The sequence below is a fragment of the Paragemmobacter amnigenus genome, assembly GCF_009908265.2.
GTDB lineage: Bacteria > Pseudomonadota > Alphaproteobacteria > Rhodobacterales > Rhodobacteraceae > Paragemmobacter > Paragemmobacter amnigenus.
Map to the genome: position 1 here is coordinate 348,793 of NZ_JAAATX020000001.1, position 26,244 is coordinate 375,036.

At 66.6% G+C, this 26,244-nt stretch carries 25 protein-coding genes; 9 read left to right on the forward strand and 16 right to left on the reverse strand.

The features are described 5' to 3' along the window. Positions 1–14: 14 nt before the first annotated feature. From GU927_RS01775 to GU927_RS01795, 5 genes are all read right to left on the reverse strand, one after another. On the reverse strand, positions 15–971 hold the full coding sequence (locus tag GU927_RS01775) for a sugar-binding transcriptional regulator (protein ID WP_161760569.1): 957 nt from the start codon (positions 969–971) through the stop codon (positions 15–17). Between the two features lie 2 nt (positions 972–973). Beyond that, entirely contained in the window at positions 974–1,657 is a 684-nt protein-coding gene (locus GU927_RS01780; protein WP_161760571.1) for an HAD family hydrolase, read from the reverse strand. Between the two features lie 336 nt (positions 1,658–1,993). Continuing rightward, complete coding sequence (rbsK, locus tag GU927_RS01785) at positions 1,994–2,917, reverse strand: ribokinase (RefSeq protein WP_161760573.1); 924 nt, start codon at positions 2,915–2,917, stop codon at positions 1,994–1,996. A gap of 2 nt (positions 2,918–2,919) precedes the next feature. After that, complete coding sequence (locus tag GU927_RS01790; RefSeq protein WP_161760574.1) at positions 2,920–3,372, reverse strand: RbsD/FucU family protein; 453 nt, start codon at positions 3,370–3,372, stop codon at positions 2,920–2,922. A gap of 19 nt (positions 3,373–3,391) precedes the next feature. Then, a complete protein-coding gene (locus GU927_RS01795; RefSeq protein WP_161760576.1) occupies positions 3,392–4,444 on the reverse strand; it encodes an ABC transporter ATP-binding protein in 1,053 nt (350 codons plus the stop codon). A gap of 279 nt (positions 4,445–4,723) precedes the next feature. Between GU927_RS01795 and GU927_RS01800 the strand changes: the two genes are divergently transcribed. Beyond that, a complete protein-coding gene (locus GU927_RS01800; protein WP_161760578.1) occupies positions 4,724–6,364 on the forward strand; it encodes an extracellular solute-binding protein in 1,641 nt (546 codons plus the stop codon). A gap of 66 nt (positions 6,365–6,430) precedes the next feature. On the opposite strand, the gene GU927_RS01805 is transcribed toward GU927_RS01800, so the two are convergent. The 3 genes from GU927_RS01805 to GU927_RS01815 form a co-directional block, all read right to left on the reverse strand. Next, the gene (locus tag GU927_RS01805) at positions 6,431–6,838 is read right to left on the reverse strand and encodes a hypothetical protein (RefSeq protein WP_161760580.1); all 408 of its coding nucleotides are present in this window, start codon (positions 6,836–6,838) and stop codon (positions 6,431–6,433) included. Then, positions 6,807–7,253 (reverse strand): Panacea domain-containing protein, encoded by a 447-nt coding sequence (locus tag GU927_RS01810; RefSeq protein ID WP_161760582.1) that lies wholly within the window; start codon positions 7,251–7,253, stop codon positions 6,807–6,809. The genes GU927_RS01805 and GU927_RS01810 overlap by 32 nt, the downstream gene beginning before the upstream one ends. A 419-nt stretch (positions 7,254–7,672) precedes the next feature. Continuing rightward, positions 7,673–9,427, reverse strand: coding sequence for a Hint domain-containing protein (locus GU927_RS01815; RefSeq protein ID WP_161760584.1), 1,755 nt, complete (start codon positions 9,425–9,427; stop codon positions 7,673–7,675). Positions 9,428–9,724: 297 nt separating this feature from the next. Here GU927_RS01815 and GU927_RS01820 point away from each other — a divergent pair, with 297 nt between their 5' ends. Genes GU927_RS01820 through GU927_RS01830 form a run of 3 tightly spaced genes read left to right on the forward strand, consistent with a single transcriptional unit; the run spans position 9,725 to position 12,206 of the window. Beyond that, positions 9,725–10,831 (forward strand): carbohydrate ABC transporter permease, encoded by a 1,107-nt coding sequence (locus tag GU927_RS01820; protein ID WP_161760586.1) that lies wholly within the window; start codon positions 9,725–9,727, stop codon positions 10,829–10,831. Then, positions 10,828–11,751 (forward strand): carbohydrate ABC transporter permease, encoded by a 924-nt coding sequence (locus GU927_RS01825; protein ID WP_161760587.1) that lies wholly within the window; start codon positions 10,828–10,830, stop codon positions 11,749–11,751. The genes GU927_RS01820 and GU927_RS01825 overlap by 4 nt, the downstream gene beginning before the upstream one ends. Next, positions 11,751–12,206 (forward strand): RbsD/FucU family protein, encoded by a 456-nt coding sequence (locus GU927_RS01830; RefSeq protein WP_161760589.1) that lies wholly within the window; start codon positions 11,751–11,753, stop codon positions 12,204–12,206. Before GU927_RS01825 ends, GU927_RS01830 begins: the two co-directional genes overlap by 1 nt. Before the next feature lie 127 nt (positions 12,207–12,333). Here GU927_RS01830 and GU927_RS01835 read toward each other — a convergent pair whose 3' ends face one another. From GU927_RS01835 to GU927_RS01850, 4 genes are all read right to left on the reverse strand, one after another. Next, positions 12,334–13,068 (reverse strand): creatininase family protein, encoded by a 735-nt coding sequence (locus GU927_RS01835; protein WP_161760591.1) that lies wholly within the window; start codon positions 13,066–13,068, stop codon positions 12,334–12,336. Further along, positions 13,068–14,549 carry an FGGY-family carbohydrate kinase gene (locus GU927_RS01840; protein WP_161760593.1) on the reverse strand — a complete coding sequence of 494 codons (1,482 nt, stop codon included), beginning with the start codon at positions 14,547–14,549 and terminating at the stop codon, positions 13,068–13,070. The genes GU927_RS01835 and GU927_RS01840 overlap by 1 nt, the downstream gene beginning before the upstream one ends. Before the next feature lie 4 nt (positions 14,550–14,553). After that, a complete protein-coding gene (locus GU927_RS01845) occupies positions 14,554–15,633 on the reverse strand; it encodes a M42 family metallopeptidase (RefSeq protein WP_161760595.1) in 1,080 nt (359 codons plus the stop codon). A gap of 64 nt (positions 15,634–15,697) precedes the next feature. Then, on the reverse strand, positions 15,698–16,510 hold the full coding sequence (locus GU927_RS01850) for a BtpA/SgcQ family protein (protein ID WP_161760597.1): 813 nt from the start codon (positions 16,508–16,510) through the stop codon (positions 15,698–15,700). 91 nt (positions 16,511–16,601) lie between these two features. Between GU927_RS01850 and GU927_RS01855 the strand changes: the two genes are divergently transcribed. Beyond that, positions 16,602–17,624 (forward strand): aldo/keto reductase, encoded by a 1,023-nt coding sequence (locus tag GU927_RS01855; RefSeq protein WP_161760599.1) that lies wholly within the window; start codon positions 16,602–16,604, stop codon positions 17,622–17,624. 12 nt (positions 17,625–17,636) lie between these two features. Continuing rightward, complete coding sequence (locus tag GU927_RS01860; RefSeq protein ID WP_161760601.1) at positions 17,637–18,470, forward strand: amidohydrolase family protein; 834 nt, start codon at positions 17,637–17,639, stop codon at positions 18,468–18,470. A gap of 76 nt (positions 18,471–18,546) precedes the next feature. Here GU927_RS01860 and GU927_RS01865 read toward each other — a convergent pair whose 3' ends face one another. Continuing rightward, positions 18,547–19,512: a sugar phosphate isomerase/epimerase family protein gene (locus GU927_RS01865; RefSeq protein WP_161760603.1), complete on the reverse strand. Its 966-nt coding sequence runs from the start codon at positions 19,510–19,512 to the stop codon at positions 18,547–18,549. 12 nt (positions 19,513–19,524) lie between these two features. Further along, the gene (locus tag GU927_RS01870; protein WP_161760605.1) at positions 19,525–20,253 is read right to left on the reverse strand and encodes a GntR family transcriptional regulator; all 729 of its coding nucleotides are present in this window, start codon (positions 20,251–20,253) and stop codon (positions 19,525–19,527) included. A 57-nt stretch (positions 20,254–20,310) separates the two neighbouring features. On the opposite strand from GU927_RS01870, the gene GU927_RS01875 reads away from it, so the two are divergent. Next, complete coding sequence (locus GU927_RS01875; protein WP_161760607.1) at positions 20,311–21,825, forward strand: UxaA family hydrolase; 1,515 nt, start codon at positions 20,311–20,313, stop codon at positions 21,823–21,825. Between the two features lie 174 nt (positions 21,826–21,999). Here the strand turns inward: GU927_RS01875 and GU927_RS01880 are convergent, their stop codons facing one another. Beyond that, a complete protein-coding gene (locus GU927_RS01880) occupies positions 22,000–23,367 on the reverse strand; it encodes a phosphomannomutase (protein ID WP_161760609.1) in 1,368 nt (455 codons plus the stop codon). Between the two features lie 352 nt (positions 23,368–23,719). Between GU927_RS01880 and hemP the strand changes: the two genes are divergently transcribed. Beyond that, positions 23,720–23,911 carry a hemin uptake protein HemP gene (gene hemP, locus GU927_RS01885; protein WP_232489102.1) on the forward strand — a complete coding sequence of 64 codons (192 nt, stop codon included), beginning with the start codon at positions 23,720–23,722 and terminating at the stop codon, positions 23,909–23,911. Between the two features lie 55 nt (positions 23,912–23,966). Further along, complete coding sequence (locus GU927_RS01890) at positions 23,967–25,286, forward strand: 3-deoxy-D-manno-octulosonic acid transferase (RefSeq protein WP_161760610.1); 1,320 nt, start codon at positions 23,967–23,969, stop codon at positions 25,284–25,286. 4 nt (positions 25,287–25,290) lie between these two features. Here the strand turns inward: GU927_RS01890 and GU927_RS01895 are convergent, their stop codons facing one another. Continuing rightward, a complete protein-coding gene (locus GU927_RS01895) occupies positions 25,291–26,178 on the reverse strand; it encodes a lysophospholipid acyltransferase family protein (RefSeq protein ID WP_161760612.1) in 888 nt (295 codons plus the stop codon). Positions 26,179–26,244: the final 66 nt, after the last annotated feature.

Genomic DNA, 26,244 nt, shown 5'->3' on the forward strand with positions numbered 1-26,244 from the left:
GCATCGGCGGGAGGTCAGCCCCGCGCCAGAATCGCGCGGGCAGACGATTCGTCGGTAACCACGCCGTTCAGGATGCCCGCCTTGAGCGCGGCATGGATCGCGGGCACCTTGGACGGTCCCGCCGCAACCCCGATGGCGGGGCGGGACAGGCGCGGGTCGATCCGCACCCCGCCCAGACGGGTTTCCTCGGGGCTTTCGAGATAGCGCCCCTCGGCATCGAAGACCCAGCCTGCCACCTCGCCCACCGCGCCGCGCTTTTGCAGCGAGGCGAGCTCCGCGCGGGTGATGAAACCGTCGGCCAGAAGCGGCGCATCGTCACCCATCTGGCCCACGCCCACGAAGATGACATCGGCGCGTTCGGCCAGTTGCCGCACCTGCCGGATGGGGCCAAGCGCGGTGAAGGCCGCGAATTCCTCGCGCGTGGAGGAGATCACGGGCATGGGCATGGGGTAATGCGGGGCGCGCACCTTGTCGGCGATCCGCATGATGACGTCGAAGAAGGAGGCGGACCCGTCGGGCGCGATGTTGCCGATCATAGAGACAAGCCGGTGCTGTGGCGCGTCGAGCGTGGTCATGGCGTCAACCATCCCCCTGAGCGCTCGGCCCGTGCCCAGCGCGATGACCAGCGGGTCGGGCATGGCGAGGAAGCGTTCCAGTTCCTGCGCGGCCGAGGGGGCGATGGCGCGCACGGCATCGGCACCCTGCCCCAGACCGGGTGCCACGCGGGCGCGGGTCAGGCCGAAACGGTCGGTAAGTGCCTGTTCCAGTTCAAGACAGGCCGCGATGGGATGTTCGATGCGGACATGGACCAGCCCGTCCGCCATGGCGCGGCTGACAAGGCGTTGGGCACGTTGGCGGCTGACGCCCAGTTCGCGGGCGATCTGGTCCTGCGTCATTCCGGCGACGTAATAGAGCCAGCCCGCGCGGGCGGCATCGTCGGCCTGGCTGGGTTCCTGTTCCGGCAGCGTCATGGTCACTTCACTCTTTCAGCGGCGAACAGCCCCGGATGCGCGGCGCGCAGGGCGGGGAAGCCGTCGTAGCTGGCCTCAGGAATGGCATCGTCGGGCGGGGTCAGGTCAAGCCCTTTCAGATGGCTGCCCCCCGTGAAGCGCCAGACGCGCATTCCGGCGGCAAGGCCCGCGCGGACGCCGTTCAGACTGTCTTCGATCACGATGCAGGCGGCGGGATCGGCGCCCATGCGGGCGGCGGCATGGAGGAAGAGGTCAGGGGCGGGCTTGCCGCGCGCCACGTCCGAGGCGGTGAAGGTCAACCCGTCGAACAGGTCGGAAAGTCCCGTGATTTCAAGGGATCGGCGCATCCGTTCGGGGCTGGAGGAGGTGGCGAGGCAATAGGGCAGCGCGAGGGCGCGGATGGTTTCGGTGACGTCCGGCATCACCTTGAGGTCGCGTTCGAAAGCGGCCAGCAGGCGGGCGCGGTAATCGGCTTCGAACCGGTCGGGAAGCTGCACGCCCCAGCGGTCGCGCACCTCTTTCAGGACGACGGGGTAGGAGCGACCGAGGAAATGGCGGGACACGAAGGCCATGTCCATCTCGACCCCGTAGCCCTTCAACTCCTCGATCAACTGGCGGGCGGAGATGACTTCGCTGTCGATGAGGACGCCGTCGCAGTCGAAGATGATGAGTTGGGGGGCGGTCATGGGCGGAGAGTGGGGCGGCGCTGCGGGGCTGTCAACGGGGCGGGGCAAGTCGTTGCGGGCGCTGGATTAATTGGCGCAGAGGGGTGGAACGGGGCTGTGCCGGACGTTGTGCAGAGGGCTGTACCGCAGACTGTGCATACGCACGGGGGGGAAAGGGGGCGTTAACCATGGGTGGGGCGGAGCGATTCCGCAGGAACCCCAACGCCGGATGAGGGACGGGTGCCGCGGAATTTCACGCAAATTCCGCGCCGGTTTCTGACGCAGAGACCGATGGCAGGCGTGGCGCGGGTCCGGAATTTGCGTCAAATTCCGGCGCGATTTCCGCGTCGGAAATCGCTACCCCTGCGCGGCCAGAAGCGCCTCGATCTCGGCCCGCGCGGGCATGGCGGGGGCGGTGCCCGCCCGCGTCACCGAGATGCCCGCCGTGGCGCAGCCGAAGCGCACCGCGTCGACCACGTCGCGGCCTTCGGTCAGCGCCACGGCGAAGCCGCCGTTGAAGGCGTCCCCTGCCCCCGTGGTGTCCAGCACCTTGCCCGCGCTGATGACGGGGACGTGGAAGCTGCGGTCGCGGTCCACATAGAGCGCGCCGCGTTCGCCCAGCGTGATGAGGCAGGCCCCCACCCCGCGCGCCAGAAGGGCGCGGGCGGCGGCTTCGGCCTCGGGGATGGTGGTCACGGGAAGGCCCGTCAGGCTTTCGGTTTCCGACTCGTTTGGCGTGACGATGTCGCAGAGCGCGAGGAAGGCGTCATCCAGTTCGGCGGCGGGCGCGGGGTTCAGGATGGTGCGGACGCCTGCGGCGCGGGCAATCTCCAGCGCGCGGCGGGCGGCGGGGATGGGCTGTTCCAGTTGGGTGATGAAGAGCTTGGCGCCTTCGATCAGGGCGCGGTTGGCCTCCACATCCTGAACCGATATGCGCCCTGCGGCACCGGCGGCGACGATGATGGCGTTGTTGCCGGTGGCGTTTTCAAGGAAGATGTAGGCTGCGCCCGTATAGCTTTCGGCGTCTTCGGTGATGGCGGATTTCACGCCCGCCTTGGCCCATGTCGCCCGCGCGATGTCGGCGAAGGCGTCCTTGCCCAGTCGGCTGATGATGGTGACATCGCCGCCTGCCATGGCTGCGGCGACGGACTGGTTCGACCCCTTGCCGCCCGGGCCAAGGGCGAAGGAGGTGCCGAGGATGGTTTCGCCCATCTTGGGCTGGCGGTCGGCGCGATAGGCGGTGTCGGCCACGAAGATGCCGAGGATGACGATATCGGACATCTTCAAGCCTCCGGCGGGATCACGCCCTTGCGGAACATGAAGCAGCCATAGAAGCGGCGTTCGCCGGTCTGGATGACGGCATAGGATTTGCGCGCCATGTCATAGAAGGCAAAGCGTTCGATGCCGATCATCGGGCGGTGACGGCCTTCGGCGCGGTCGATCTCGGCCTGCACCTCCTGCTGGACAGGCGGGATTTCGGCGGGGTTGCCGACGACTTCCATCCGGCCCGCGAAATCGTCCACGAAGGTGTCGAGCGGCAGGACGGAGAGGATGGCGTTCACCGCCTGCGCGCAGGTCAGGTTTTCCATGCGGAGGAGTTCGCCCGTCACCGTGGCACGCGCGACGGAGTCGGAGGGGAAGTTGGTGTCGGCCACGATCAGCACATCGCCATGGCCCATCGCGCGCAGGACGCGCAGCACGTCGGCGTTCAGGCGGTTGTCTATACCCTTGAGCATGGTTCCTCCGGTAAGGCGGTCAGAAGCGGGTGCCGCTGGATTTGTCGAAGAGGTGGACACCAGCCGGATCGGTGGGGGCCAGTGTGATGCTGTCGCCCGGGCGGTGGGTGACGCGGTCGCGGAAGACGGCGACAAGCTCTCGCCCCTCGATCCGGACGACGACATGGGTCTCGGAGCCGGTGGGTTCGACCACGGCGATGGTGCCTGCGATGCCTGTGGCAGAGTGTCCGAGGTTTTCGGGCCGGATGCCGTAGATCACCTCGCGCCCTTCGGCCACCTTCATGGCGGGGGGCAGCGGCAGGGTCGCGCCGCCCGCCTGCACCGCGCCGCCCTTCACCACGCCTTCGATCATGTTCATGGAGGGCGAGCCAATGAAGGAGGCGACGAAGGTATTGGCGGGGCGGTCGTAAAGTTCCAGCGGCGCGCCGACCTGTTCGATGCGGCCGCCCTGCATGACGACGATCTTGTCGGCCATCGTCATGGCTTCGATCTGGTCATGGGTGACATAGACGGTGGTGGTCTTCAGCCGCTGGTGCAGTTCGCGGATTTCCGTGCGCATCTGCACGCGCAGCTTGGCGTCGAGGTTCGACAGCGGTTCGTCGAAGAGGAACACCTGCGGGTCGCGCACGATGGCGCGGCCCATGGCGACGCGCTGGCGCTGCCCGCCCGAGAGCGCGCGGGGATAGCGGTCGAGATAGGGGGTCAGGCCCAGCACCTCGGCGGCGCGTTTCACGCGGCTGTCAATTTCGGCCCTGTCCATCCCGCGCATTTTCAGCGCGAAGCCCATGTTCGCCGCCACCGTCTTGTGCGGGTAGAGCGCGTAGTTCTGGAACACCATCGCGATGTCGCGTTCCGAGGGCGGCAGGTTGTTGACGCGCCGGTCCCCGATGCGGATGTCGCCCGACGTCACCTCTTCCAGCCCCGCGATCATCCGCAACAGCGTGGACTTGCCGCAGCCCGAGGGGCCGACGAGGACGACGAATTCGCCATCATGGATATCGAGGTCGAGGCCGTGGACGACTTGCAGCCCGCCATAGGACTTTTTCAGCGCGCGGATCGTGACCTCGGCCATGCACCCCTCCCAAGGTTTTGCAATGATAGGTAGCGGGTGGGACGGGGCCTGTCCACAGACTAATCATACTAACATGTTAGAAGCTTGACAGGTGCCCTGCCCCGCGCCAAGCTTGCCCCTGAGGAATGCTGCCAATCGGGGTTGGGAGGCCCCATGCGTGAATGGGTGGAGCGCCGCACGGGGCGCTGCCGGTGACATTCCAGACGCGAGACACATCACGAAAAGCAAAAAGGTCGACGCCCTGCGGGGCAAGGACCGCATCCTTGGGAGGATAAAGACGTGAAGGTTGGAGCTTACGAAGTGATCAGGGCGCGCATGAGCCGCCGCCAGTTGCTGCAGGGCGCGACGGCGCTGGGTGCGGTGACGGCGGTGTCGGGCGCGATGGGCGGGTTCCGTCCCGCGATGGCGGCCAGCCATTCGGGCGCGCTGCGGGCCGAGATCCTGAAGATCCCGGGCGTGGGTGCGGGGTCGCCCACGGATGCCGACTGGCAGAAGGTCGGGGAAATGTGCCTTGAAGCCACCAAGGCCAATGTGGCCGAGGGGGAATTCGCGGGGGTGGAGCTGACCTTCATGGGTCTGAACAACCAGAACCTGCACAACTTCCTGTTCCGCGGGTTCCTGAAGCCGTGGGAGGCCTACACGGGGGCCAAGATCAACTGGATCGACCTTGCGCAGGCCGATTACAACGCGCGCCTGCAGCAGTCGATCGCGACCGGCACGGTCGATTTCGACATCCTCGAGATGGGTGCGCCCTTCGAGGGTGACACGGCGGGCAAGGGTCTGCTGGACCCCATGCCTGACTGGGTGGCGACGCAGATCGAGGCGGACGACCTCGTGGGGTATCTCAAGCCGCCGGTCGGCACCTGGGATGGCAAGCAGTATCGCGTGACCATCGACGGCGACTGCCACACCTTCGCCTACCGGACCGACTATTTCGGCGAAGGTGCCATCGGCGGGGCGGAAGTGCCCAAGACATGGCAGCAGGTGAATGCGGTGTCCAAGGCGCTGATCGGGCAGACCGACCCGCTGACGGGGCAGCCCGCGCATGGCTATCTGGACCCGCTGAAGGGCTGGGGCGGGTTCGGCATGTACTTCATCGCCAACCGCGCGGCGGCCTATGTGAAGCATCCGGACGATCCGGCATGGCTGTTCGACCCCGACACGATGAAGCCGCGCGTGAACAATCCGGGCTGGGTGCAGGCCATCCAGGACGTGATGGACCTGATCGCGGCGGGCGCATACCCGGCCGACCAGATCAACGCCGACCCCGGCACCACCGGCTTCTCGCAGTTCCTTGCGGGCACCGGTTCCATGCTGATGTGGTGGGGCGACATCGGGTCTTCGGCGCGGACCTCGGACACCTCGGTCGTGGGCGACGTGGTGGGCTTCGGGATCAACCCGGGTTCGGACCGCCGCTACAACTCGGCCGCCGGTGCGTGGGAAGAAACGGCGAACGAGGCGCCGCTGATGGCCTATATCGGCTGGGGCATCTACGTCACCTCGCGCGTGTCGGGCGACGAGAAGAAGCGCAAGGCGGCCTGGTCTGCGGCGGCCCATCTGGGCGGCAAGGACCTGTCGCTGTGGACGGCGGCCTATCCGTCGGGCTTCCAGCCCTATCGCAACTCGCACTTCAACTATGAAGAGTGGGAAGCGGCAGGATATGACCGCGCCTTCGTCGAGGATTACCTCGGCTCCAACGCGGACAGCTACAACCACCCGAACGCGGCCATCGAACCGCGCATCCCGGGCATCTTCCAGTACTATTCGGTGGCCGAGGACGAGCTGTCCAAGGGCTTTGCCGGCCAGTACGCCAGCGCGCAGGAGACGGCGGATGCCATCGCTGCGGCCTGGGAGAAGATCACGGACCAGATCGGGCGGGACAGCCAGATCGCGCTGTATAAGGCGAGCTTGGGGATGTGATCGGCCCCTGACGGGGAGACATGAGGGCGCCCGCCACGGGGGACCGTGGCGGGCGTAGTCGTCTATCTACCTATCGTCCTTGTTTTCGGGCTCTATTTCTATCACTTGCCGATTCAAGCGACGCTCAGCCGCATTAAAAAGCAAATCGTGCCAGCGTTCGAGCGGGATGACGACCCACGGAAAATCAAGGTATTTGCCCATAGCGATCAAGAATATTAATACTGCTGCGATCAAAAACAGGAGCATGGTGCCGCTCATGTTCGGGCCAAGCGTCGTCACAAACAAAACGGACATGACAAAAAGATAAATGTAACGCTCCCGAGCAAAAGATTGCTTGAGCCCGCTCAGTTCTGCTTCAAGCGTAGCAGCCTTATCGTCCAATCGTTTAGACGTCGGAGCTGGCCGAAATCGATCTAAATCGCTGTTGCCTCTCGCAAAGTCGTCATGCTGCGTTTCGGTTTCGGTACTCTTCAAGGATGGCCTCATCCGGAATCGTTACATTACGCGCCTTGGGAATGTAATACTTGGCCCAAGCACCTTCATCCCAATGCGTGATCTCAACAAGGTCGCCGCCCGAATATTTAAGGAAGCGATCACAAACGTCGTTCATCACCTTACGACGCGCATCGTCTTGGTCGAATGCCAGAGCATTCGAAAACACATTCCGCACAGAAGAAGCCCCGAACATTTTGAGCCTGTGATACAGGTCTGGCTCGACAGGACCATAGTCCCACGCCTGAAAACGGCCCTCAAACAGTCTGCGACCGTTCGTGCGTCCCATGTGGATCATCTGTGCCAGATACATAAGCTTTTGCAGCTGGAGGTTAGTGACTGTCCAGCCAGACTTTTCACAGATGTAGCGCGCGACGCTTTCCATGCGTGCAGCCATATCAACACCTCAACGATCTAACATCAGTACTCTACCGACATTGATGGACGGATCATACTCACCTCTGCACAAAAACATAGTTACATCTGCAAAGGTTTCAACGCATGCGACCTGGTCTCATCAAGTTGCAGGGTTTGGTTGTGGAGCGCGACCGCCCGTGCCTGCGTGTCGGTCTGGCGTTCGAAGGTCCGGAGCCGTTCCGACGAGATGAGGTCTACAACCTGCACGATACACCATATCGATTACTTCGACTTGAATAGCAGGCCCCAACCCGCTATGTCTATTGGCGTTGGGCCGGGGACCATGGTCGGCAGCGCCGCGCAAGCGGTGACGGACCCCCCGTCCTACCGATCAAGGCCCGCCCATCGTGGCGGGCCGTTTTCATTGTGCATCATCTTTGCGGGCCAGTGTCGCCCCCCTCACACCCCCACGGCCGCCTGACGGGACAGGGCCCCGAACGGCGGGATGGCCTCGATCAGGGCGCAGTTCTTCTTTGCGTGGCGTTGGGAGAGTTTGCGGGCCTGGCGGCCGGTGATGAAGGGGCGGGCGCCTTGGGGGCGGCGGTCGGGGTGGCGCAGGTCGGGCAGCAGGGCCAGGATTTCGGCGCGCGCGGCGGGGGGGACGGATTTCAGTGCCTCGGCCCCGGTGAAGAGGGATTCGCAGGGCGCGCCCTCGGCCCAGACGATTTCGTGCCGGTCGAAGAGGAGGTGCCAGTATTCCACCTCGGCCCTGTCATGGGCGATGTCGATGCCGTCGATGTCCAAGAGTTGGACGGCGGCGGCCAGCACCTCGTCCCGGCCGAACATGTTGCGCGCGATGCGCGAGCGCAGGAAGACCCGGTGCTGGGGAGAGACGACGAGGTCGGCGGCGGGCAGACCGTCGCCCAGCGCCCCGGCCCGGATGCGGATGGGGCGGAATTTGGGGTGCAGGTGCAGGTCGTGCGCATCCAGCTTGCGCGACCCGATCCAGCGGATGGGCTGATAGCCGCGGTCCATGGTGAGGACGAGGTCGCCGGGGCGCAGCGCCTCGACCCGGACGGGGCCGCGGGCGGTGGCGATCCGGGTGCCTGCGGCAAAGCAGACGGGCGGGGGATCGGTGGCGACGATGCCGGTGTCATAGATGCGCAGGTAGCCGTATTCGTTCGAGACGACATGGACCGTGCCGTTGATGACGAGGTTGTCGGCCTCGTAATCCGGGAGGGTGCCGGTGGCCACGACGTTGATCGTGCCGTCCGCGTTGAAGGACACGACCGCGCCGCCGGTGAAGCTGCCGTACTGGATGCCGCTGCCGTCGAGGTAAACATCGCCGCTGACCGAGTATTCAGTGATGCCGGGCACGGGCTGGTTGCCCAGGAAGACGATGTTGCCGGAGGCGTCGATTTCATAGGTGGCGAGGGAGCCGTTGTTCGAGACGTAGAAGAAGGTCCGGTCAGGGCCCGTGGCCTGCGGCATCCGGACCGACATGATCTCGTACGGGTAATAGGCGCCGCCGGGGACGGTCTGGGGGGCCGAGGTGACGGGGGCGGACCCGTCGGCGGGGACTTCGGTGACATAGAAGTTGTCGGTCGCCCATTGGTGGCCGACGTGGAAGTGGACGGTGCCGCCGCTGCCGTCGTCGACCGAGACGAGGTCGCCCGCCCAGACGTAGTTGTCGGCGTAGAGCGTGGATTTGGGTTGCAGGACGGTGCGGCCGTCGCCGCTGAGCAGGATGGTCTGGGTATCGCCCGCGTCCCATTCTTCCCAGACGATGCGGAGGGAGCTGCCATCGTCGGCAGGCAGGACCGAGACGTTGTAATTGTCGCCGTAGCCCGTGGAGTTGATGTTGGTCGAGGTCCGCAGTTCCAGCACCCCGGTCGCCACGTCGAGCGAGAAGACGTTCAGATGCGTGTCGTTCAGGTCGATGAAGAGCGGCTCGCCGTTGATTTCGACGATCTTCAGGTCGCGGTCATAGTTCGTGTAGATGCCGCGCAGCGGGATGCCGTTCTGGGTGCTGCCGAAATTGTAGTTCGCCTGGACCGAGACGTCGTAGGTCGTCCCGTCGCTGGTGACGTTGTAGACGCGGTAGCCCGCCGCCGTCGTCGCGATGACCCAGTTGTTCGGTCCGGCATCATAGGCGACGAGCCCGGCGCCATCCAAGGCGCCCTGGTACGTCGAGGAGACGAGCGTGAGTGGCATGTTACTGGTCCGCGTTTACTCGTTACACAAGCGCCCGTACAAAGCGCCGCAGGATGCGGAACAGGCATCACCACGGCTGAGCACGGAGAATTTGTTCGGCATTTATGGCGAAATTGCAGACGGGATTCGGGCCAAAAGCAGGACGGGACAGGGCCGCGCGGGCCGGACTCCCCGCCCGTCGGAGGCAGGCTTTCGGCCGTGGCGCGCAGGGTTCCCCTTGCCACCCGCCCTGCGCGCGCACTAACATGCTAGCATGATCCGTGCGCCCATCCGGCGCATCCTTGCCGGGGGGACAGGGTGAGCAGCCAAGGCGATCTTCTTCACGTCGTCACGAACGACAACATCCCCGACAGCCGCAAGCGGTTCGGGCGGGCGATCATCTGGGGAACGGCGGCGCTGGTGCTGGTCGTCGCCGCGATGCAGGTGATGCAGGCCACGGGGCGGGCCGATTTCGGGTTCGAGAACTGGCGGCCCACGCTTTATGCCTTTTGCACATGGGCGGTCGCGCTGTGCTGGGGGCAGGTGCTGATCCGGGGGGAGGCGGGCAAGCGCACGCTCTTCGTGCTGCCTGCGGCGATCTTCGTGGGGGCGCTGACGATCTTCCCGCTGCTCTTCGGGCTGCTCATCGCCTTCAGCGACTGGAACCTGTCCAGCCCGACGGGGCGTCAGTTCAACGGGTTGGACAATATCCGCCAGATGTGGGTGGATCCGTTCTACTGGAACGCGCTGTGGAACATGGTTCTCTATAGCGCGGCGATCATCGTGGAATATGCCATCGCCTTCGGGTTAGCGCTGCTTCTGAACGCGCAGATCCGGGCGCGGAAGTTCTTTCGGGTGGCCTTCCTTCTGCCCCTGATGCTGTCGCCCGTCGCCGTGTCGTGGATGATCGGGAAATCGATGCTCGAGGCGCGCTATGGCCCCCTGTCGCGGCTGGCGCGGTTCTTTGGCATCGAGAACCCGTCCTTCTTCGGGTCGCCCGAGATTGCGCGGGCCACGATCATGGTGATGGATGCCTGGACCTATATCCCCTTCATGATGATCATGATCCTTGCGGGGTTGCAGGCGATCCCCAAGGAGTTGAACGAGGCGGCGAAGGTCGATGGCGCCAATGGCTGGCGCAATTTCTGGGAGGTGACCTTTCCCCTGATGCTGCCCGTGTCGATCACGGCGATCCTGATCCGCATCATCTTCAAGCTGAAGCTGGCGGATGTGGTGATCAACGTGACGGCAGGCGGGCCGGGGGGGGCGACGGATACCGTCACCTCCTTCATCTTCCGTGAATATCGGGAACGGTCGAACGTGGGCTATGGCACGCTCTTGGCCTTTGTCTATCTGGTGATCATCGTGATCGCGATGACCTTCCTGATGAAACTTGCCGACCGCTGGATGAGGCCCCGGACATGACCGCCACCACCCAGATCTTCCGCGATTCCGAGGCGGACCGCCGCCACCGCGCCAAGTGGTGGACCAGCCGGATCGCCATCTATGGCGTGCTGATCCTGTGGACGATCATCTGCCTGTTCCCGATCTATTGGACCATCACCACCAGCTTCAAGATGGCGCCCAATGTGATGAAGGGGAACATGATCCCCTTTGTCGATTACACGCCCGCCTGGCTGGGGTGGAAGTCGCTGGGCCTGTCGCCCGACACGATCTGGAACGAAAGCACGGTCCGGGCGGAGTTCATGAAGCGGTTCATGAATTCCTTCGTGATCTCGGTCACCTCCTCGGCCCTTGCCGTGGCCTTGGGGAGCCTTGCGGCCTATGGGCTTTCACGGTTCAGCTATCGCTTCGGCTGGATGAAGAATTCCGACATCAGCTTCTTCTTCCTGAGCCAGCTGATCCTGCCGCCCGTCGTGTTGGCCCTGCCCTTCCTCGTGCTGTACAAGGAGCTGGCGCTGCTGGACACGCGGGTGGGGTTGATCCTGCTGTACACGCTGTCGGTGCTGCCCATCGTCATCTGGATCATGCGCGACCAGTTCGGGTCGATCCCGACGGAGCTGGAAGAGGCAGCACTCGTGGACGGGCTGTCGATCTGGGGGGCATTTGCCACGATCATCCTGCCCATCGCGCTGCCGGGGATGGTGGCGGCCTTCATCCTGAGCCTCGTGCTGACGTGGAACGAGTATTTCTTCGCGGCGCTGCTGACGTCCACCTATGCCAATACCCTGCCTGTGATGGTGGCAAGCCAGACGGGGAGCCAGGGGATTTCGTGGTGGTCCATGGCCGCGCTGTCCTTTGCCGCCATCCTGCCCTTGATCGTGATCGGGGTGGTCTTGGAGAAATACATCATCAAGGGCATGGCGGCGGGGGCGGTGAAGTAATGCTGAAAGGCATCGACCAGAGGCTGTCGGCCGAGGTGGTGCATGTGCTGATGCTGATGGGGCATGGCGACGATCTGGTGATCTGCGACGTGAACCATCCAGCGGCGACGATCGCGGCGGAAACGACCTATGGCCGGCTGGTGGATATGGCGGGCTGCGACATCCCGACGGCGGCGCGGGCGATATTGTCGCTGATGCCGCTGGATAGCTTCGTGCCTGCGCCGGTCAGCCGGATGCAGGTGGTGGGCAATCCGGACGGGGTGGTGCCGATCTTTGCGCGGATGCAGGCGGTGGTGGATCAGGCCGAGGGGCGCGCGGTCGCGATGCAGGCGCTGGAGCGGTTCGATTTCTACGCGGCAGCAAAGCGGGCCTTTGCCATCATCCGCACGGCGGATAGTGGGCCTTATGGCTGTTTCATCCTGAAGAAGGGTGTGGTCGATCTGCCGGAACTCTGATGCAGGCGAAGAATTTTCTGGCGAAAATTCTTCGGGGCGATCCTTCTGGCGAAGGATCGGGGTCCGCGCGGGGTGATCTTTCGCCAGAAAGATCGGGGACAGGATTTTTCGCCAGAAAAATCCTGCCTCAGGTCAGACCCAGCACCCCGCGCAGGTGGGCAAGGGCGAGTTTCACGCCCTCTCCCCCCTTTGCCGCCGTCGCCCGCGGCGCGGTTTCGGTCCACCATGGGTCGCCTTCCCCTGCCCTGTCCATCGCCACCGTGTCGGGGGCAAGGGCGAGCATGAGGGCGGTTTCCCCCTCGCCCGCGTGATCGAAGGGGAAGGTGTCGTTCTTCGGGAACAGCGGGTGCAAGCGGATCCAGTTGAAGGGGTCGGTGCCTTGGGCGTGATCGGCGTAGTAATCGGCCATGTCCCGCCTGCCCCACCAGCCCGCGCCGCGTTCGGCTTCCAGAAACCGGAAGATGGCGTTGCGGGCGGCGAGGCGGAAGGCGAGGTCGGTGGGCATGCCTTGGGCGATGTTTTCCGACTGGTGGTGGATCACCGCATGGATGTTGCGGAACCCCGCGCGCAGGAGCGCAGTGCAGAGCGCCTCGAAGAAGGGGGTCAGGGCGGCGGCGTCGACATGCAGCGTCGTGCCATGTTCGGGGCCTGCGACGGCGTGGCTGGCCGCGCCGTAGGCGAAGGGGGGCAGGATGACGATCTCATCCCCCAACCGGTCGAGGATTTCGGTCACGGCGAGCAGGTCCACCCCCGCGGGCAGATGGCCGCCGTGATGTTCCATCACGCCGAGCGGCAGGACGACGGGGGTGCCTGCGGCAATCGCCGCCTGCACCTGATGGGGGCGCATCCGGTCATAGCGCATCACGCGCCACCCAAGTCATGCGCGATGTCGCGGGTCTGCGTATAGAGCCGTTTGAACAGCGGGTATTGCCGCGCATAGGCGGGCACGGATTCGGGCCGCACGGTGCGGGCGACGGGGTTCCATTCCACGATTTCCTCTGGCATCGCCTTGCCCACCGCCGTGGCGGCGAGGAAGGCGTCGCCGTAACTCGCCCCCACGGTCTTTTCGCAGACGATCTGCCCCGCGCCGCCGATATCCGACGTGGCCTGCATCCAGACCGCGTTCTTCGTCCCGCCCCCCACGGCAAGGATGCGGTGGGGAAAGGCGTCCAGCTCGCGGTAGGTGTCCAGCACATGGGCGGTGCCGGAGGCGATGCCTTCCAGCACGGCGCGGAACATGTCGCCGCGCGTGTGGGTCAGGTCGAGGCCGAAGAAGGCGCCCTTTGCCAATGGGTCGTGGATCGGCGTGCGTTCGCCGCTGAAATAGGGCAGGCAGAGCAGGCCCTTGGCGCCCTTGGGGCTGGCTGCCGCCTCGGCCGCCAATTCGCCGAAGCTGGTGTCGCGGGCGAACTGGTCGCGGAACCAGTGGGTCAGCGTGCCGGAGGTCGCAAGCCCCGCCATGGACGCATGCATCCCCGGCCAGAGCCATGGCGCATACCAGAGCCGCGCGTCGCGCACGGGGTCCGACGTCACCTGGATGATGAAGATGGTAGAGCCATACATCATCATCATCTCGCCCGGGCGCTGCACGCCGACCGACACCGCCTCGGCCGCCGCGTCGATGGTGCCGCAGGTGACGGGCGTGCCTTCCCGAAGGCCGGTTTCGGCGGCGGCTTGCGCCGTGACATGGCCTGCGATGTCGGTGGACCACATCAGGCGGGGCAGCCTCTCCAGAGGCAGGATGTCGGGGGCCAGCGCGTCGGACCATGCCAGCGCGTTCACGTCATAGAGGGGCGAGAAATTGGCGGCCGTGTAGTGGTCGATGACATATTCGCCCGTCAGCTTCCACGTGATGTAGGAGGTGGAGGTCAGCACCTTTGCCGTGCGGGCGTAAAGGTCGGGGTGATGGTTCTTCAGCCACAGGATCTTCGGCCCCACGGACTGCGAGGTCAGCGCATTGCCGCAGGTTTCCATGATCCGCTCGGCGCCGATGGTCGCGGTCAGGTGGTCGATTTCCGCCGCGGCGCGGGTGTCCACGCCGTAAAGGACGCCGTTCATCAGGGGCGCCCCCTCCGCATCGACCGGCAACATGCAGGGGCCGATGGCAGAGGCCGCGACGCAGGCGATGTCCTTGGGGTCCACCCTTGACTCGGACAGCAGGGCGCGGGTGATGTGGACGAAATCGCCCCACCAATCCTCGTCCGCGCGGTGTTCGGCCCAACCGGGGCGCGGGACCAGCATCCGGTGGGGGCGCGTGGCGGTGGCGACGATGGCCCCCGCGCCGTCCACGAGGACGCCCTTGGATTCGAAGGTGCCGATATCGATGCCGATCGTATGGGTCATGGTGTCAACGGATCAGGGTGAAGCCGGGGGTGATGCGGGCGATGGCCTTGTCCAGCAGCGTGACCATCTGCGCCACATCGGCGGGGTCCACCACTTCCAGCGCGGAATGGGTATAGCGCATGGGGAAACCGACATCGAGGCAGGCCACCCCTTCCTCGCCCATGAACTGGATATAGGACAGGTCCGTCAGCGCGCCGGTATGGGCCGAGCGTTGGAGGGGCAGGCCTTCGGTTTCCGCCACCTCCTCCATCAACGCGACAAGCGCGGGATGCGGGATCACACCGTTGAGCGTGCCGCGCCCGTGGAAGGAGTAGAGGCTGATGCCGGGTCCGCCGCCGAGGGTGACTTCGCCCCGCGTGGTCATGTCGGGCGTGTCGCAGGCCAGAAGCAGGTCGATCTGGAAGGCGATGTCGGGCTTTGCCGCCGCCGCCGCAGGCAGGACGCCGCGGAGGTTGTACTCCTCTTGCACCGACCAGACGAGGTGGACGGTGGGGCCGGAGGCGCGGCCCCTCAGCCGCGCGGCAAGGTCCACCAGCGCGGCGCAGCCGGCGCGGTCATCGGCGCTGGTCCCCGCGATGCGGCCATTGGCAAGGTCGATCACGTTGGGACGGTAGACCACGGGGTCACCGATGCGGATGCCTGCGGCATGGGCTTCGTCTTTCGACGCGAAGCCTGCATCGACGTAAAGCTCGGCATAGGGGAGGACGCGGTATTTCTCCTCGGGTGTCGTGGCGTGGTGGCTCTTGTTGGCGATGAGGGCGGGGATGTCGCCCTTGCGCGAACAGATCACCACCGCCTGCGCCGCCAGCGCCCGTTCCGGCACCCCGCCGAGGCGTTCGAGGCGGATCAGGCCCGAGGCTTCCACCTTGCGGACGATGAAGCCCAGTTGGTCCATATGGGTGAAGACAAGGACGGAAGGCGCGGCCGGGTCGCCCTCCAGCGTGGCGGAGAGGTTGCCGAGCCGGTCGGTGCGGTGGGGGATGCCGAGCCTGTCGAGATCGGCCTTGATGCGGGCGCGGATGCGGTCCTCATGCCCGGCAAGGCCGGGGATGAGCATGTAGTCGCGGATCAGGTCACGCAGCATCGGGGTCTTTCTCCATCAAATTCCTTGGAAGGAATTTGCAATTTTCTTCGAAGAAAATTGCCTCTCAGTATCCTCGTGCCGCGCGGGCCTTGTCCATGAAGTCCTTGGCGCGGTCGGGGTCGACGGTGGCCCAGGTGTCGCCGCCGTGTTTCAGCGCGGAGCCCACGATGCAACCATCGGCCACGCGCAGGACATCGGCGATGGTGGCGTGCTTCACGCCGGTATTGGCCAGCACGGGGGTCTTGGGCAGCACGCGCTTCACTGCCTCCAGATCGCGCATCTCGGCCGCCTCGCCCGTGATGGCGCCCGATACCAGCACGGCATCAGGGATGGAGGAGAACACCGCCGACCGCGCGCGGTCGGGCAGCGAGCGGGGGTCGAGGCTGCCCGCGAATTCGGCCGAGACGTTGTAGAGGAGCGCGCAATCGGTATTGCCAAGCCGGTGCTGGTAGCGCTGCGCAGCGCCCGCGTCGGGGGCCCAGATGCCCATGTCCGACGCATAGGTGCCCGTGAAGATCTCGCGCAGGAAGGCGGCACCCGTGGCGGCGGCAAGGGCGACCGAGGCCATCGGATCCCACAGCACGTTGACGCCGAAGGGAACGGTGATGCGGTCGCGCAGCCGCCCGATGACATAGGCCATGGTGGCGGTAGAGGCGGTGTCGACCTTCAATTCATAGGGGCGGTCGTTTTCATTGCCGAACATCACGGCATCCACGCCCGCGGCCTGAAGCGCGGCCAGATCGGCGGCGGCACCGGCGAGGATCGCCTCCACCCCGCCCCGCGCATCATGTAGCGGCGTGCCGGGCAGCGCGCCCAGATGGACCATGGCGATGACGGGCTTCTTCCCCGCACCGAAGACCTTTTCGAAACGTGACATGGCGTCCTCCCTGACGGGGGAAGGCTAGACGGAAAGGGATTGGACCGGAAGGGGGAACATACTAGCATGTTAGCGGGATGGGAGGGATGCGATGCAGGAACGGCGGCACTGGGACAGGCTGGGGAACGGGGGGCTGAACTTCACCCTGCTGGGGTTCGGGTCGGCCCCCATCGGCAACCTCTTCCGCGCGATTTCCGACGATGACGCTCATGCGGTGCTGGAGGCGGCATGGGCGGGGGGCATCCGCTATTTCGACACGGCCCCGCTTTATGGTCTTGGCCTGTCGGAGACACGGCTGAACCGGTTTCTGCGGGGAAAGCCGCGGGAAGACTATGTGATCTCGACCAAGATCGGGCGGCTGTTTCGCGTGACGACGCCGGACAGGCGCGACGGGTTCGGCAAGTGGTTCGACGTGCCGTCGCGGAACGAGATTTACGACTACGGCTATGACGCGGTGTTCCGGTCGGTGGAATTCTCGCTGGAGCGGCTCGGGATCGACCGGATCGACATCCTCTATGCCCATGATCTGGACATCTTCAACCACGGCTCGCAGGCGGCGCTGGATGCGCGGCTGGCAGAGTTCATGGCGGGGGGATACCGCGCGCTGGTGCGGCTGCGGGATGAAGGCGTGATCCGGGCCTTCGGCGCGGGGGTGAATGAATGGGAGCCGTGCCGCTGGCTGCTGGATCGGGGGGATTTCGACATCTTCCTGCTGGCGGGGGAATATTCGCTGCTGCGGACCGAGTCGCTGGAGGGGTTCATGGATCCGGCGGCGGCGCGGGGGGTGGGGGTGGTGGTCGGCGGACCCTATAATTCCGGCATCCTTGCCACGGGGCCGCGACCGGGGGCGCAGTACCGTTACAACGATGCGCCGGACTGGGCGATGGAGAAGGCGGGGCGGTTGATGGCCCTTTGTCAGGCGCATGGGGTGCGGCTGGTCGATGCGGCCTTCCAGTTCTGCACGCGGCATCCCGCCGTCGTGTCGGTGATCCCCGGCGGGCAGAGCCTGTTCGAGATGCAGAGCAATCTGGCGGCGGCGCGGGCAGAGGTTCCGGCGGCGCTGTGGGCTGCGATGAAGGCCGAGGGGTTGATCCACCCCGACGCGCCGGTATGAGGGGGGAAGGCCATGCAGATCGACGCGCATCAGCATTTCTGGCATCCGGGGCGGGGGGATTACGGCTGGATGCCGAAGGACGACCCCGTGCTGTCGCGGCCCTATTTCACCGAGGAGTTGTGGCCGCAATTGCAGGCGGCGGGGGTGGAGGGGACGGTGCTGGTGCAGGCCGCGCCCACGGTGGCCGAGACGGAATACATGCTGGGCATCGCGGATGCGACGCCTTGGGTTCTGGGCGTGGTGGGTTGGGTGGATTTCGAGAAACCGTCGGACTTGGCCGAGTTGCGGCGGCTGGCGGGGCATCCTAAGTTCAAGGGCGTGCGGCCCATGATACAGGACATTCCCGACGATGGCTGGATGCTGCGGGACGATGTGCAGTGGGCCTTCCGCGCGCTCTGCGATCAGGGGTTGCGCTTTGACGCCTTGGGCTTTCCCCGGCATCTGGGGAATTTCCTGACGGTCCTGAAACGCTATCCGGCGATGCAGGTGGTGGTGGATCACTGCATGAAGCCGCAGATCCGCGAGAAGTCGGAGGCGCATTTCCGCCTCTGGGCCGACGGGATGAGCCGGATAGCCGACGAGACGGCGGCGGTGGTGAAGTTTTCCGCCCTGATCACCGAGGCGGATGCGGATTGGACGGTGGAGGATCTGAAACCTTACGTGGACCACGTCTTTTCCGCCTTTGGGCCTGAGCGGGTGATGTGGGGGTCGGACTGGCCGGTCTGCCGGTTGCGCGGGGAATATGGGGATTGGCGGGCGGCGGCTTTGGCGCTCACGTCGGGGCTGTCGGAGGTGGACCGCGCGCTGGTCTATGGCGGGACGGCGGCGGGGTTCTACGGGCTTTGACCGCAGAGCGGGGGCCAGCCCCCGCACCCCCGGGGTATTTGGGCCGAGATGAAGGGGTTTACGTATTTTACGTCATTCACGCGCCGTAGAGTGCGCGGGCGATGATGCGGGTGGTGGTGGCGGCATCCTGTCCGGCCATGGCGGCGGTCAGGGCGGGGTCGTCCTTCAGGCCGGTGGCGATGGTGCGCAGGCGTTCGGTCAGCGCAAGGTTGGCGCGGGATTCCTGCACGGGGTCCATCCCGCCATGGTCGGGGAAGGTGTCGAAATAAATCACCCCGTCATAGCCCAGACGGTCCAGCGTCCAGAAGAGTTCGACCGTCTGGACCGGATGCACCGTCCCCGCGATCAGGCCGTCATCGCGCTTGCCGTAGCCGTCGTTCAGATGCACGCCCATGATGCGGCAGTGGCGCGCGGCGAGGGTGGCGGATTTCGCGGGCACCTCGCCCGCAAAGAGCATGTGGCAAAAGTCGAGCGTGACGCCGAGGTTGGGGCGCGCCACGTCGCGGATGGCGTGCAAGGTGGTGGCCATGTCGGGCAGGACGGACCAGGACCGCGGTTCGTTGGGCTTGTATTCGATGGAGATGTCGAGGGCGGGGTTGTGATCGCAGATTTCCGCGAGGGCTGCGAGCGTGTCGTCCCACATCCGGTCATAGTCGCCTTGAAAGCTGTAGTCGAACCCGTCCTGCCCCAGCCAGACGGTCATCACCGTACCGCCCATCTGCGCCAGCGCGTCGAGGCCCCGCTTCGTGATGTCGATGGCTGCGCGGCGGACGGTCGGGTCGGGATGGGTGAAGGCGCCGAGGCGGAAGCCCGGGTCGGTGTAGTAGCGCATGGCAAGGCCGTTCAGCGCCATGTTCGATTTCTGCAAGAGATTGGTCAGTTCTGCCGGGAAATGATGGTCGAAATGGTCGGGAAAGTTCAGGTCGGCGGCGTTCAGGCCGCCCACCTGCCCCGCCCTTTCGATCATTTCGGCCACGGTATCGCCCTTGCGCTTGAAGGCATTGAGGCGCGTCGCGTAGCGCGGACGGTTGGGGATTGTCATGGGATGTGCCTTTCAGGCCGGATCAAAGAGATCGGGCCGGTCGCGTTCGAGCGGTTCGAGATAGGTGACGAGCTGGCGCAGATGGGCGCGCGTGGCAAGGCGCGCGGCGTCGGGGTCACGGGATTCCAGCGCCGCAAGGATGGCGCGGTGTTCGTCCAGCGTCGCGGTGATGCGCCCCGGCACGGGCAGGATCAGTTGCCGCGCGCGGTTGACATGGAGCCATGCGGTCTCGCTCACCTGCGCCAGCTTGCGGAAGCCGGTGAAGGAGAGGATCAGTTCATGCATCGCCGCGTCGGTCTGGTAGAAGCCCGGCACGTCGCCATCGGCGATGAGGGCCGCCTGAACGGTGATGTTGCGGCGGAGCTGGGTGAGCTGGTCCTCGGTGATCGTCTCGGCCACGCGTTCGATGGCGGCGACCTCGATCGCCTCGCGCAGGAAGGCACCCTCGCGGATTTCCTCCATCGAGAAACGGGCGACGAAGGTGCCGGCCTGCGGGACCACGTCCACGAGGCCCTCGGCCGCCAGACGCGCCACGGCATCGGCGACGGGGCTGCGCGAGACGCCAAGGGCGTCGCAGATTTCGGGCTTGCGGATGATCTCGCCCGGGCGGTAGGCGAGCGAGAGGATCGCCTCGCGCAGGGTCTGGTAGACGCGCTGGCCGAGACTGCCGGAGAAACGGTCGAGCGGCGCGAGGCGCGCTTCGGAAGGCTCTTGTGGCGGGGGCGCGGGCGGCTGTAACATGCTAACATGTTAGACATGCGCGGCCCTCTGTCAAGGAAGGGCTGGGGGGAGCGAGGGATGGCGGTGGCGGGCGGTGTGATCCGGTTGCACGGGTCGGACAATGTGGTGATCGCGCTGGCCGATCTGGCAAAGGGGGCCGTGGTTGAGGGCGCGGCCCTGCCGGGCGCCGTGCCGCGCGGGCACAAGATCGCGGCGCGCGACATCGCGCGGGGCGAGAACGTGCTGCGCTATGGCCAGATCATCGGGCAGGCGGTGGAGGACATTCCCGCGGGCGCGCATGTGCACACGCACAATCTGGGCATGGCGCCGCATACGGACGATTACGCCATCGGGGCGGAGTGCCGCCCCCTGCCCCCGCTGCCGGTGCGCGAGTTCATGGGATATCACCGCGCCGACGGTCAGGTGGGGACGCGCAACTATATCGGCATCCTGACATCGGTGAACTGCTCCGGTTCCGTCGCGCGCTTCATCGCGGAGGCGGCCGAAAAGGACCCCGTGCTGAATTCCATGCCGAATGTGGACGGGATCGTGCCCATCGTGCACCAGACGGGCTGTGGCATGTCGGGGGTGAACGAGGGCTACCAGACCCTGATGCGCACGCTGAAGGGCTATGCGCGGAACGCGAATTTCGGGGGCATCCTGCTGGTGGGTCTGGGCTGCGAGGTGATGCAGGTGCCGGACCTTGTGGGTCAGGGGCGGCTGCGGCCGGACGGGAATTTCCGCTACATGACCATTCAGGGCACGGGAGGGACGCGGGCCACGATCCAGAAGGCGCTGGAGGTGCTGCGCGAGATGGCGGAGGTCGCGTCCAAGGTGGAACGCCGCCCCGCGCCGGTGTCGAAGCTGGTGATCGGGCTGCAATGCGGGGGGTCGGATGGGTATTCCGGCATCACGGCCAATCCGGCGCTGGGGCATGCGTCGGACCTGCTGGTGCGGATGGGGGGCACGACGATCCTGTCGGAGACGCCCGAAATCTATGGGGCGGAGCATCTGCTGACCCGCCGCGCCGTCAGCCGCGAAGTGGGGGAGAAGCTGATCGAGCGCATCCGCTGGTGGGAAGACTACACTGCCAAGAACGACGGCGAGATGGACAACAACCCCAGCCCCGGCAACAAGAAGGGCGGGTTGACGACGATCCTTGAAAAGTCGCTGGGGGCTGTGGCCAAGGGGGGCACGGCGCCGCTGGCGGGGGTCTACAAATTCGCCGAACCCGTCACGACGCCGGGCTTCGTCTATATGGACAGTCCCGGCTATGACCCCTGCTCGGTGACGGGGCAGATCGCCAGCGGTGCGACGATGATCGTCTTCACCACGGGGCGGGGGTCGGTGTCGGGCTACAAGCCCAGCCCCTGCATCAAGCTGGCCACCAATTCCGAGATGTATGCGCGGATGTCCGAGGACATGGACATCAACTGCGGCGACATCCTGACGGCGGGCATCAGCATCGAGGCGAAGGGGGAGGAAATCCTCGACCGCATCATCGCGGTGGCAAGCGGGCAGAAGACGCTGTCCGAAGAGCTGGGCTTCGGCGGGGCGGAATTCGTGCCGTGGCAGATCGGGGCGGTGATGTAGGCGGTTTTCCCGCCGGTGCAGGGGGCGCACGCGCCCCCTCGGCCTGTCGGCCTCACCCCCTGTGGATATTTGGCGACGGAAAATGGCACGCTCGCCCTTCATTTTCCGTCCTCAAATATCCTCGGGAGGGTCCGGGAGGGCGAAGCGCCTCCCGGGGGTGGGACGGGCGCGCGGTCAGGCCAGAAGCGCGGTGATCCCGGCCACCGCCTGTTCCACCAGATCGGGGCGGGCGCGGGATTCGACGTTCAGGCGAAGGAGCGGTTCGGTGTTGGACGCCCGCAGGTTCAGCCGCCATGTCCCGAAGTCGAGCGAGAGGCCGTCGGTATCGTCGCGGGTTTCGGCCTGCCGGGCGTAGCGGGCTTCGATCCTTGCGATGGCAGCGGGGACGTCGGGGACGCGGAAGTTGATCTCGCCCGACGAGGGGAAGGCCGCGCGGCGGTCGGCCAGCAGGGCCGAGAGGGGCTGTCCGCTGCGCCCCATGAGTTCGGCCACCAGAAGCCAGGGGATCATGCCGCTGTCGCAGGCGTAGAAGTCGCGGAAGTAGTGATGGGCCGACATCTCGCCGCCATAGACGGCGCCGGTGTCGCGCAGGGCCTGTTTGAGGAAGGCGTGGCCGGTGCGGGCCATGACGGCGCGGCCGCCTGCGCGGGCGACGGCGGCTTGGGTGGCGAGTATCACGCGCGGGTCGTGGATGATGGTGGCGCCGGGTTCCTTGGCGCAGAAGACCTCGGCCAGCAGGCCCACGACATATTCGCCGGGGACGAACTGCCCCGCCTCGTCGAAAAAGAAGCAGCGGTCGAAATCGCCGTCGAAAGCCACGCCCAGATCGGCGCGGGCGGCGCGGAGGGCGTCGGCGGTGGCGGGCTGGTTTTCGGGCAGCAGCGGGTTGGGGATGCCGTTGGGGAAGGTGCCGTCGGGGGTATGGTGGTGGCGGGTGAAGGTCAGGGGCGCGCCGCGGGCGTGGAGGGCTGCGGCGATGGCGTCGAAGGTGGGCCCCGCCGCGCCGTTGCCGCAATTGACGAGGATGTGGAGCGGGCGGAGCGCCGCCAGATCGACGAAGGACAGCACGCGGTCGACATAGGCGGCGCGGGTGGCGGTGGCGTCAGAGATGCGGCCCCCGTCGCGGGCGGGGGCGAAGGCCTGCGTTTCGGCAAGACGGCGGATGGCGGGCATGGTGGTGGCGGGGTCCAGCGGCGCGGCACCGGCCTGCACCATCTTCATCCCGTTGTAATCCATGGGATTGTGCGAGGCGGTCACGCAGATGCCCCCGTCCGCACCCAGATGGCCGGTGGCGAAATACATCTCCTCGGTGCCGGATAGGCCGAGGTCCAGCACCTCGACCCCTGCCTGCATCAACCCCTCTGCCACCGCGGCGGCGAGGGTTTCGGACGAGGCACGGATGTCGCGGCCCAGCACCACGCGGCGCGCGCCGAGGGTTTCGGCAAAGGCACGGGCGATGCGGCGGGCGATGGCTTCGTCGAGGTCGATGCCAAGGCGGCCGCGGATGTCATAGGCCTTGAAGCAGGTCAGGCTGTCGGTCATCGGCGTCCCTTTCTTGTCCCGCCCCTTCGTTAGCAGGGTGGAGGGGGCGGGAAAAGCGGGTGCGGGCGGGGGTTTACAATTCCGACTTTTTCCGTAAGGTATAAGCGACTCCCAGCCAGCCCAAGCGGTCAGCCCGGTGCCTTTCCTTCGAGATGATCCAGCAGAGGTGCACCATGACGCGACCGGACAGATGTGTCTTTCCTTCCCCTTCCCCTGCCCCTTTCCCTGCCGCGCCTGACAGGCCCGAGCTTGTCGCGCTTGCCTTCGCGGGCTGGCTGCCGGGGCTTGGCGCGGGGCTCGAGGCGATTCTGGACCGGGTGGAGGGGCGGCGATGAACATGCGACCCGATCCCCTGCGCCTGCCCCTGCCCCTGTCCCTGTCGGCGCGTCCGGTGACGCTGCCGCACCCGCCCGCCCTGCGCGAGGCCCCGCTGCACGAGGCGCGGGCACTGACCGGCGGCGGGCTTCAGGCGCGCATCGCGCTGGACGGGCAGGTCTATACGCTGCGGATCACGCGGGCGGGCAAGCTGATCCTGACCAAATAGGGGCGGGGCGGGCCGTCGGGTGACAGGGCGCGCGGGGCGGTGTAAGGGTCGGGACATGAGCCTGCCCGACCCGTCCCATGCCCCTGCCCCGCCGCCCGTGCCGCCGCGCTCTGCCCTTCTGGGGCTGGTGCTGGCCGCGTCGCGGCTGGCGGGGCCCTTCGGCGCGATGATCCTGCGGCGGCGGCTGGCACAGGGCAAGGAAGACCCCGCCCGCTGGACCGAGAAACTGGGGCACATCACCGTGCCGCGTCCTGCGGGGCGGGTGATCTGGATCCATGCGGTGAGCGTGGGGGAAGGGCTGTCGCTGCTGCCCCTGCTGCGCGCGCTGGTGGGGCGCGGGGGCGAGACGGTGCTGCTGACCTGCACCACGGTCACGGCGATGGGCCTGCTGAGCGAACGGGTGCCTGCGGGGGTGATCCTGCAATACCTGCCGATCGACCTGCCCGCCCCCGTGGCGCGGTTTCTGGAACATTGGCGGCCCGATGTGGCGGTGCTGGTGGAAAGCGAGTTCTGGCCGCGGCTGATGGTCGGGGTCCATGCGCGGGGCATCCCGCTGATCCTTGCCAATGCGCGGATCTCGGACCGCTCGGCGCGCCGCTGGGCGCGGTTTCCGTCGCTTGCGCGGGCGCTGCTGGGGCGGTTCACGCTGATGGCGGCCCCCGATGCGGCGGCGGCGGCGCGGCTGGAGGCGCTGGGGGCCGATCCGGCGCGCATCCGCGTGACGGGAACGCTGAAGCGGGCGGCAGAGCCGCTGCCGGTGGACGGGGTGGAACTGGCGCGGCTGCGCGCGGCCTTTGGCGATGCGCCGCTGTGGCTGGCGGCATCCACCCATGCGGGCGAAGAGGCGGTGGTGGCCGCCGCCCATGCCGGCCTGCGTGCGCGGCTGCCTGCGGCGCGGCTGGTGCTGGCCCCGCGCCATCCCGCGCGGGCGGGTGAGGTGGCGGCGGTCCTGCAGGCTGCGGGTCTGTCCGTGGCGCGGCGCGGTTCGGGCGAGGCGGCGGGAAAGGCGGATGTCTATCTGGCCGATACGCTGGGCGAGATGGGGCTGTGGTTCGAGCTGTGCCCCGTCACGCTGCTGTGCGGATCGCTGACCGCGGGGATCGGCGGGCACAATGCCTATGAGCCCGCCTTGCACGGGTCGGCCATCCTGCACGGGGCCGATACGGGGAATTTCGCGGACCTTTACGCGCGGCTGGATGCGGCGGGGGCGGCCCGGGCGGTGGCGGGGCCGGAGGGGATCGCGGCGGCGGTGGCAGGTCTGGTGCAGGACGGCGCGGCGCGGGCGGCGATGACGGAGGCGGCGCGCAGGGTGCTGGCGGCCGAGACCGATGGCGTGGCGGAGACGGCGGCGCTGATCCGTGCGGTGGCGGGCTGAGCCGTCAGGTCCGGTTGCCCATCTTCCAGCGGCGGTGGGTCCAGAGCCACTGGTCCATATGGGCGCGCACCTGCGCCTCGAGGCTGTCGTTGAGCGCCTGCGTCATCTCTTCGGCGGTGGTGTGGGGGATGGGCGCCTCGATCACCATGTCGAAGCCGCCATCGGGGCGGCGGATGCCGTAGGTCGGCACGATCAGCGCATCATAGCGCAGTGCCATCTGCGCGGGCGAGAGCGAGGTCAGCGCGGGCTGGCCGAAGAAGCTCAGCAGCGCGCCGTCCCCCATCGACTGGTCCAGCACCACCCCCACCATGCCCCCGCCGCGCAGGAAGCGGACCATGTCGGTCAGCCCCTTGCGCCCGCGCGGGAAGAGCGGCGTGCCGATGCGCGAGATGGCGGCGACGTAATGGGCGTTGAAGAAGGTATTGTCCATCGGACGGTAAAGCCCGCCCACACGGTAGCCGCGTGCGATCAGCCCGCCGCGGATGGCGTCGTAATTGCCGATATGGCCGGTGACGAGCAGGACGGGGCGGTTCGTCCGGTGCGCCTCTTCCAGCGCGGCGACGCCTGCGCCCTGCAGCGGTTCTCGTGCGACGCGGGCCACGAAATCGGGGCCGGAATAGAGTTCGGCCAGCGTGCGGCCGATGGAGCGGGGCACGGCGCGTTCCAGACGGCGGATGTCGGCAGGGGAAAGGTCGGGACGGACGAGCGCGAGGTTTTCGCGGATGCGGCGGCGGAACCCGCCGAGGGGCGAGACGATGCGCGTCATCAGGAAGGCGGCCAGTTCGCGGCGCATGTCGAAGGGGAGAATCCGCATGAGCCCGATCGCCGCGCGGATGGCGCGGTCGCTCAGCCAGTCGATGGCGAGGGTGGAGCGGGTCTTTCTGCGCGCCATTGTCCTTCCGTCCCGTCTCCGCGACGGGCGCGGGCGGGCGCGGGCAGATATAGACGCGGGGGGGCG

Excerpts from the sequence above, each read along its gene's own strand:
- GU927_RS01775 (WP_161760569.1), bottom strand. The coding sequence starts at position 971 with ATGACGCTGCCGGAACAGGAACCCAGCCAGGCCGACGATGCCGCCCGC.
- GU927_RS01780 (WP_161760571.1), bottom strand. The coding sequence starts at position 1,657 with ATGACCGCCCCCCAACTCATCATCTTCGACTGCGACGGCGTCCTCATC.
- rbsK (WP_161760573.1), bottom strand. The coding sequence starts at position 2,917 with ATGTCCGATATCGTCATCCTCGGCATCTTCGTGGCCGACACCGCCTAT.
- GU927_RS01790 (WP_161760574.1), bottom strand. The coding sequence starts at position 3,372 with ATGCTCAAGGGTATAGACAACCGCCTGAACGCCGACGTGCTGCGCGTC.
- GU927_RS01795 (WP_161760576.1), bottom strand. The coding sequence starts at position 4,444 with ATGGCCGAGGTCACGATCCGCGCGCTGAAAAAGTCCTATGGCGGGCTG.
- GU927_RS01810 (WP_161760582.1), bottom strand. The coding sequence starts at position 7,253 with ATGGCTGCACGCATGGAAAGCGTCGCGCGCTACATCTGTGAAAAGTCT.
- GU927_RS01815 (WP_161760584.1), bottom strand. The coding sequence starts at position 9,427 with ATGCCACTCACGCTCGTCTCCTCGACGTACCAGGGCGCCTTGGATGGC.
- GU927_RS01825 (WP_161760587.1), top strand. The coding sequence starts at position 10,828 with ATGACCGCCACCACCCAGATCTTCCGCGATTCCGAGGCGGACCGCCGC.
- GU927_RS01830 (WP_161760589.1), top strand. The coding sequence starts at position 11,751 with ATGCTGAAAGGCATCGACCAGAGGCTGTCGGCCGAGGTGGTGCATGTG.
- GU927_RS01835 (WP_161760591.1), bottom strand. The coding sequence starts at position 13,068 with ATGCGCTATGACCGGATGCGCCCCCATCAGGTGCAGGCGGCGATTGCC.
- GU927_RS01840 (WP_161760593.1), bottom strand. The coding sequence starts at position 14,549 with ATGACCCATACGATCGGCATCGATATCGGCACCTTCGAATCCAAGGGC.
- GU927_RS01845 (WP_161760595.1), bottom strand. The coding sequence starts at position 15,633 with ATGCTGCGTGACCTGATCCGCGACTACATGCTCATCCCCGGCCTTGCC.
- GU927_RS01850 (WP_161760597.1), bottom strand. The coding sequence starts at position 16,510 with ATGTCACGTTTCGAAAAGGTCTTCGGTGCGGGGAAGAAGCCCGTCATC.
- GU927_RS01855 (WP_161760599.1), top strand. The coding sequence starts at position 16,602 with ATGCAGGAACGGCGGCACTGGGACAGGCTGGGGAACGGGGGGCTGAAC.
- GU927_RS01860 (WP_161760601.1), top strand. The coding sequence starts at position 17,637 with ATGCAGATCGACGCGCATCAGCATTTCTGGCATCCGGGGCGGGGGGAT.
- GU927_RS01865 (WP_161760603.1), bottom strand. The coding sequence starts at position 19,512 with ATGACAATCCCCAACCGTCCGCGCTACGCGACGCGCCTCAATGCCTTC.
- GU927_RS01870 (WP_161760605.1), bottom strand. The coding sequence starts at position 20,253 with ATGTTACAGCCGCCCGCGCCCCCGCCACAAGAGCCTTCCGAAGCGCGC.
- GU927_RS01875 (WP_161760607.1), top strand. The coding sequence starts at position 20,311 with ATGGCGGTGGCGGGCGGTGTGATCCGGTTGCACGGGTCGGACAATGTG.
- GU927_RS01880 (WP_161760609.1), bottom strand. The coding sequence starts at position 23,367 with ATGACCGACAGCCTGACCTGCTTCAAGGCCTATGACATCCGCGGCCGC.
- GU927_RS01890 (WP_161760610.1), top strand. The coding sequence starts at position 23,967 with ATGAGCCTGCCCGACCCGTCCCATGCCCCTGCCCCGCCGCCCGTGCCG.
- GU927_RS01895 (WP_161760612.1), bottom strand. The coding sequence starts at position 26,178 with ATGGCGCGCAGAAAGACCCGCTCCACCCTCGCCATCGACTGGCTGAGC.